Origin of the sequence: Synechococcus sp. Cruz CV12-2-Slac-r (assembly GCF_024346075.1) — a bacterium.
Classification (GTDB): Bacteria; Cyanobacteriota; Cyanobacteriia; order PCC-6307; family Cyanobiaceae; genus Synechococcus_D.
The window spans coordinates 1-6,860 of the sequence record NZ_JAGQEK010000094.1; the positions used below are offsets into that span (position 1 = coordinate 1).

The window sequence follows — 6,860 nt, forward strand, 5'->3', positions numbered from 1 at the left end:
AAGTGCGAGCACTAGCACCTGAACCTAGGCTAAAGCTGGCTGCAAGGTTTGCACCAAAGCTTCTATTATTCAGCACTTGGCTTAGATCCGCTGCGCTTAAACTGCCAACAGAGCCAAAATTGCGAACAGAACTATTTGCAACTAAGCCATCAATTTGATCTGCGCCGATTTGTAGATCGGTGATTCGATCAAAGCCGTTTAGTAAGGAATCGCCACGGCCAAAGCTAAATGTGTCGTTTCCAGTGCCACCAGTTAGTTTATCGCTTCCCGATAAGCCGCTGATTAAATCATCACCAGCACCACCAGAAAGGTCGTTTTCGGCATTGCTACCGGTAATAATATCGGCATTTTCTGAGCCGCGAACATTTTGAAAATGTTCCACAGTGAGGCTGGCGCTACCGATTCCAGGTAAATTGTTGATCGTTAGCAAGTTGTTGGCAAGATTTACATTTAATGAGGCCGTGGTGCCAGTGGAGCCATCGATAGTGTTAACTCTATTGGGGTTGGCTTTAATTACTTCAATATCAAAATTTGAAATTGTATCTGTACCTAGGCCTCCTGATTTGGCCATAATTCCGCCGCGGGAAAAAGTGAGATCTGCATTCACTCTTGAGTAATCAACAATGTCTGCGCCAGCGCCGCCACTGAGGCTATCGCTACCTGCTGAGGCAAACATTAAATCGTCGCCAGCTCCTGAGCTGTAGGTATTGCTATTTGCATCACCAAGCATTACATCGGCGTTATCTGTGCCGGTTAAATTGATTGCTGGATTTGGTCGGTTGGTTGCTGGGCGTAATTGTGTGTCTGGTTGCACGGGTGCTGGGCGTGATTGAGTTGCTTGTTGGCGTGCCATGGTGAATTGCTTGAGGGCATAATCAAATTATTTGCTGCATTGGTTTTAGCCATTGATTAATAGCTCAAGTTTTTGTGATCTTGGTCACAGGCTTAGCTATTGGGCCCTGTGCCTGCAATTTGAAGTACGAGTTGGCTCTCTGCTTTGAGGGCCATCCGCTCAATTTCACTGATGGGCCCCTCTAGCCAGCGGGCCACATCCAGCATTTGCCTTAAACCCATGGGCTGGGCTAACGCGCCGCTCACAGTACTTGGGATTTCGGAGCAGGCCTCCAGCCATAGGGTCCAATCACTGCCATCATCACTGCAAGGAATTTCAAGGGTTACCTGCAGCCTCTCACTGGGATCTAGAAGGGTTGCACTAAGGCGGTTTCCACCACTACAGCGAAATAGCACTTGCCATCCGCCCCGTTCAAACAAGGTGGCTGCCTGGTCGCGTAGTAGCTGCACACCAGTGAAAGATTGGTTTGCTGGAGCGCTCAACATTTTTAAGTGGTTAACTACAAAGTTTATAAGGGGTATGGGGCATAATCGACGGTGATTAACAGCACCTGCTAACAATGGTTGCTTTAGTTTGCAATGCAGCCATCACGAAATAACAATACTTTTTGAGCGCGGTCTGCTACATCGTGTTCGTGGGTAACTAATACTACGGTCATACCTTCTTGATTTAATTGATCAAAGATAGCTAATACTTCTTTTGTGGTATCTGAATCAAGCGCACCTGTTGGTTCATCTGCAAGTAATAAGGCAGGTTGATTGATGATTGCCCTAGCGATTGCCACCCTTTGCTGCTGCCCACCGCTTAATTGATTTGGTTTATTTTTTAAGCGATCCCCCAGCCCCACCCGTTGCAAGGCTGCGGCCGCCCGCTGCTTGCGTTCTTCCACTGGAACTTTGGCGTAAATCATTGGTAGTTCAACATTTTCAAGGGCACTCAAATTTGATAGCAGGTGAAATTGTTGAAACACAAAGCCCAGATATCGATTCCGCAGGGTCGCTAGATCGTCGTCGCTGAGGCTATTAACCTCCTGCCCCTGCAACCAATAACTGCCGCTGGTGGATCGATCTAGGCAGCCAAGGATATTCATCGCAGTGCTTTTCCCCGAACCAGAGGCACCCATAACCGCTAAGTAGTCGCCTTGATAAACCGTGAGGCTTAAGCCATTAACGGCCCGCACTTCGGTAGCACCTGCTCCATAAATTTTACTTATATCTTGTAGATCGGCTACCGCTTTACCGCTGGATTTAGTGATCATTAAATTGGTTCTAACCGGTGGGCAAATTGCCGCCAGCTGCAATTACTGCTTTTAATAATGGCGTGCCCTCAACGGCTTGATTGGCCCAGATAAACAATGGATTTGAAAGTACGCCCCCAACTGCAGTAACAAGTAAACACACGATTAACGCGGTGCGAAGCGGCTGCAAGCCGGGCAGGTTCCAGGTGGGCACTGGGTAAGACTTAACTACATCGGAAGCTTCCTGCGGTTCTTTTACAACCATCATCTTTATTACTGAAATATAGTAATAAATTGAAATTACTGATGTAACTAAACCAACCACAACTAATAGATATTGACCATCTGCCCAGCCGGCGAAAAATAGATAAATCTTGCCAAAGAAGCCAAGCATTGGAGGGATGCCCCCTAAAGAAAGTAGGCAAAGGCTTAGCCCCAGGGTAATTAAGGGGTCTTTTTGATATAAACCAGCGTAGTCTGAAATGCGGTCGCTGCCGGTGCGTAATGAGAAAAGTATGATGCAGGCAAATGCGCCAAGATTCATAAACAAATAAGCGGCCATATAAAGAACCATTGCTGAGAATCCTTCTTCTGTGCCGCAAACCAAACCGATCATCACGAAACCGGCTTGGCCAATTGAGCTGTAAGCGAGCATTCTTTTCATCGATGTTTGAGCCAAAGCAACCACGTTGCCAAGGGTCATACTGAGCACTGCTAATACGGTAAACAGCAGCTGCCACTGGGCTTCAAAACTGCCAAAACAGCCCACTAGCAGCCTAAGAGCTAAAGCGAAACCAGCAGCTTTAGAGCCAACGGAAAGGAAGGCTACAACTGGTGTAGGCGAACCTTCGTAAACATCAGGAGTCCATTGGTGAAAAGGCACTGCAGATATTTTGAATGCCACTGTTGCTAATACAAATACCAGCGCTAAAGCTGTTAATGGGGTGGCACTACTTTGCAAGGCAATGGTGATACCTGCCAGATTTGTTGAACCACCACTTACGCCGTAAAGTAATGAGGTGCCATATAGAAATACCGCTGCCGCCGCCGATCCCACTAACAAATACTTGAGGGCTGCTTCTGAACTGCGCGCATCCCGTTTCATGTAGCCAGCTAATAGGTAACTAGATACAGAAAGTGTTTCTAACGACACAAAGATGCTCACCAGATCGGTGGCACCACATAGCAGCATCGCTCCCACTGTTGCAGCCAGAAGAATGCTGGCGTATTCACCTACCGGAGTGCCACTGCGTTCCACATAACGCCAGCTGATCAAAAGTGAAAGCAATGTGGATGTGGCCACCACAGACCGGAAGGCCACGGAAAGGTTGTCGCTGATAAATGAGGCGAAAAATGCAGGTGCAGGTGGTTGGTTCCACTGCAAAGCAAGCAAAACTAAACATGTACCAAGCCCTATGTAGCAAAAGGGCGGTACAAATTTCGCAGCTGCTTTTTCCCCTGCCAGATCGGCCAAAAGGCAGGCCAGCAGCGTTATCAGCAGTGCTGCTTCGGGCGCGATCGCCCCAGCATTTAACGACTGAGCCAGGGATTCCATTGCTGTGGGGTCGGCGCCGTCCTAAGCCGGATGGTAGCTCTATCGATCGGACTGGTCTCAGTGCAACATGTACTGCGGATCTAACCTTTGGATTCGGTCTTGTTCTTTACCTGCCCCGGCAGCCTGTGTCTCACACCCTTGTCATCGTTGAGAGCCCCACTAAGGCCCGCACGATTCGTGGCTTCTTGCCGCGCACATTTCGGGTGGAGGCATCCATGGGGCATGTGCGAGATCTACCCAATAACGCCAGTGAAATTCCCGCTAGTTACAAGGGTGAGAAGTGGGCAAACCTCGGCGTAAACACAAATGAAAACTTTGCGCCTCTCTACGTAGTGCCGAAGGATAAAAAGAAAATTGTTAAGGAGTTAAAGGACGCCCTTAAAGGGGCAGATCAACTGTTGCTCGCAACAGACGAAGACCGTGAAGGGGAATCGATTAGCTGGCATTTGCTGCAGCTCCTAGACCCCAAGGTGCCGGTGAAACGAATGGTGTTTCACGAGATAACGGAAGAAGCGATCAAGCGAGCCCTAAACGACACTCGCGAGCTCAACATGGAGCTGGTGCACGCCCAGGAAACCCGCCGCATTCTTGATCGCTTGGTGGGTTACACGGTTTCACCGCTGCTTTGGAAAAAAGTGGCCTGGGGGCTATCAGCGGGCCGGGTGCAGTCGGTGGCGGTGCGCTTGCTTGTGCAAAGGGAACGGGCCCGCAGGGCATTCCGAAGCGGCAGCTATTGGGATCTCAAAGCCCAGCTAGAGCAAGGCGGCTTGAAATTTGAGGCCAAGCTCAGCTACCTAGCTGGTGAACGAATCGCTAGCGGTGCAGATTTTGATGAAAACACCGGTGCCATTAAGGCCGGTACCAAGGTGCGACTACTAAGCGAAAGCGATGCCCAGAGCTTGCTTGAAACGATTCGTTCTGAAGCTTGGACTGTGGCGGAAGTGGAAGAAAAACCAACCCTGCGCAAGCCGGCACCACCGTTTACCACTAGCACCTTGCAGCAGGAAGCCAACCGCAAGTTGCGGCTTTCGGCCCGGGAAACAATGCGTACGGCCCAGGGGCTTTATGAGCGGGGTTTCATCACATACATGCGCACCGATTCGGTGCAGCTCAGTGAGCAGGCGATTTCAGCTGCCCGCGCTTGTGTATCTGAAAAATATGGGGCCGACCACCTCAGCCCCCAACCGCGGCAATATTCCACCAAAAGTAGAAATGCCCAGGAGGCCCACGAGGCAATTAGGCCAGCAGGTTCCAGTTTTCGCACCCCCGCGGAAGCGGGCTTAAGTGGACTTGATTTATCTCTTTATGAGCTGATCTGGAAGCGCACCGTGGCCTGCCAGATGGCTGATGCCAGGCTCACGATGGTGAGTGCCCACCTTGAAGTTGCTAATGCCCGTTTTAGGGCCGGCGGCAAGCGCATCGATTTTGCTGGTTTTTTCCGCGCCTACGTTGAGGGCAGCGACGACCCAGATGCCGCCCTTGAAGGCCAAGAGGTGCTCTTGCCCCCCCTCGGCGCTGGAGACCACCCAAATTGTGGATCTTGTGAAGCCCTAGGCCACCAAACCCAACCTCCAGCAAGGTTTAGCGAAGCGGCATTGGTTAAAACCTTGGAGAAAGAAGGTATCGGCCGGCCATCTACCTATGCCTCAATCATTGGCACGATTTGCGATCGCGGTTATGCAAATCTGCAAAACAATTCCCTCACCCCAAGCTTTACTGCCTTCGCCGTTACCGCTCTTTTAGAGGAGCATTTTCCCGATCTTGTTGATCCAGGTTTCACCGCAAGGATGGAAAACACCCTTGATGAAATTTCCAATGGATCAGCCCAGTGGCTGCCATATCTTGATCAATTCTTTCGTGGTGAAAAAGGCTTAGAGCAACAGGTTGCTCAACGGGAGGGAGATATCGATCCCACCACCTCACGCACGATCGAGTTGGAAGGTTTGCCCTGTGTGGTGCGGATCGGTCGTTTTGGGGCCTATCTGGAATCAAAGCGAGCAGGGGAAAACGGTGAGGAGGAATTGATCAAGGCCACCTTGCCTTTGGATCTCACCCCTGCTGATTTAGATGCTGAGCATGCGGAGTTATTGCTTAAACAAAAGGCCGATGGTCCGGAAAGTTTGGGGATAGATCCCGAAAGCGGAGAAGCGATTTATTTGTTGTTTGGGCAATACGGCCCCTATGTGCAACGGGGGCAGGCCAGCGAGGAAACCCCTAAACCAAAACGTGCTTCGTTACCAAAAGGCACCAAACCTGAGGATCTCAGCTTGGCGGATGCCTGCAGCTTGTTGCAGCTGCCTCGCTTGCTGGGGGAACATCCAGATGGGGGCAAGGTGCAGGCGGGTTTGGGGCGGTTTGGTTCCTATGTGGTGCACGACAAAGGCAAGGGCGAGAAGGATTACCGCTCCCTTAAAGCGGAAGACGATGTGTTGCTCGTTCAACTTGAGCGGGCAATGGAATTACTGGCGGTGCCCAAGAAAGGTCGTGGTGGCCGCACTGCCTTGAAAGATCTCGGTTGCGGCGAGGGATCTGAGGAAATGATCCAATTATTTGATGGCCCATATGGGCTTTATGTAAAACAAGGAAAGCTGAATGCTTCTTTGCCGGAAGGCACTACGGCTGAAACCATCAACCTCGAGCAGGCCCTTGAATTGCTTGCCGCTAAAGCTGCTACAAAAAAACCTGCGGCTCGGGCAAGATCCGCAAAACCGGCAGCCACATCGGCAAAACCTGCAGCTAAAAGCGCCAAACCAAAAGCTGCAGCAAAACCAAAAACCGCCAGTAAAACCACCGGAACTAAATCAGGGCGTCCGCGGGCCAGTGCGGTGCGAATCATCAGGGCGGCTGATAGTTGATGGCTTGGTTGCGGCTTGAAGCTGTGCTGCGGCTTGGTTTTGCTGTGGGTTTTATTTGCGCTCTAGGGGGGTGCAGCAACACTCCAATCGGTGAGCAGCTTGGTAACAGTTTTGGCCCCAGCCCTGATCTGCCAAAAGCCAAAAGCCAATCACCAACACTCCCAAAACCAACACTCCCGCCCCCAAAACCAGAGCTTCCCAAAGCTGAGCTTCCCAAACCAGAAGCAAAACAATTAGAGGTTCAAAAACCGCTTGCCCCCGCAGCAGCTCCTGTGCCTTACCGGGTGGTGTTGCGTTTACCTGCCACCGACCCCGCCGCCCCCGCCGAGGCCTTAACCCGTGCCCTAAGGGCAGCAAATT

General features: G+C 51.0%; 6 protein-coding genes. 2 read left to right on the forward strand and 4 right to left on the reverse strand.

Annotation, left to right across the window (positions count from 1 at the left end; translation table 11 throughout):
- The 4 genes from KB557_RS08005 to KB557_RS08020 form a co-directional block, all read right to left on the reverse strand.
- The coding region (locus tag KB557_RS08005) for a calcium-binding protein (protein ID WP_399218857.1) at positions 1–853 on the reverse strand (853 nt) is incomplete at its 3' end.
- A gap of 92 nt (positions 854–945) precedes the next feature.
- Positions 946–1,338: a hypothetical protein gene (locus KB557_RS08010; RefSeq protein WP_255133060.1), complete on the reverse strand. Its 393-nt coding sequence runs from the start codon at positions 1,336–1,338 to the stop codon at positions 946–948.
- A gap of 83 nt (positions 1,339–1,421) precedes the next feature.
- Positions 1,422–2,111, reverse strand: coding sequence for an ABC transporter ATP-binding protein (locus tag KB557_RS08015; protein ID WP_255133062.1), 690 nt, complete (start codon positions 2,109–2,111; stop codon positions 1,422–1,424).
- Positions 2,112–2,121: 10 nt separating this feature from the next.
- On the reverse strand, positions 2,122–3,645 hold the full coding sequence (locus KB557_RS08020; protein WP_255133064.1) for an NAD(P)H-quinone oxidoreductase subunit N: 1,524 nt from the start codon (positions 3,643–3,645) through the stop codon (positions 2,122–2,124).
- 125 nt (positions 3,646–3,770) lie between these two features.
- Between KB557_RS08020 and topA the strand changes: the two genes are divergently transcribed.
- The gene (gene topA / locus KB557_RS08025) at positions 3,771–6,500 is read left to right on the forward strand and encodes a type I DNA topoisomerase (protein ID WP_255133066.1); all 2,730 of its coding nucleotides are present in this window, start codon (positions 3,771–3,773) and stop codon (positions 6,498–6,500) included.
- Positions 6,500–6,860: hypothetical protein (locus KB557_RS08030; protein WP_255133068.1), on the forward strand; the 361-nt coding region annotated here is incomplete at its 3' end. The genes topA and KB557_RS08030, both read left to right, overlap by 1 nt.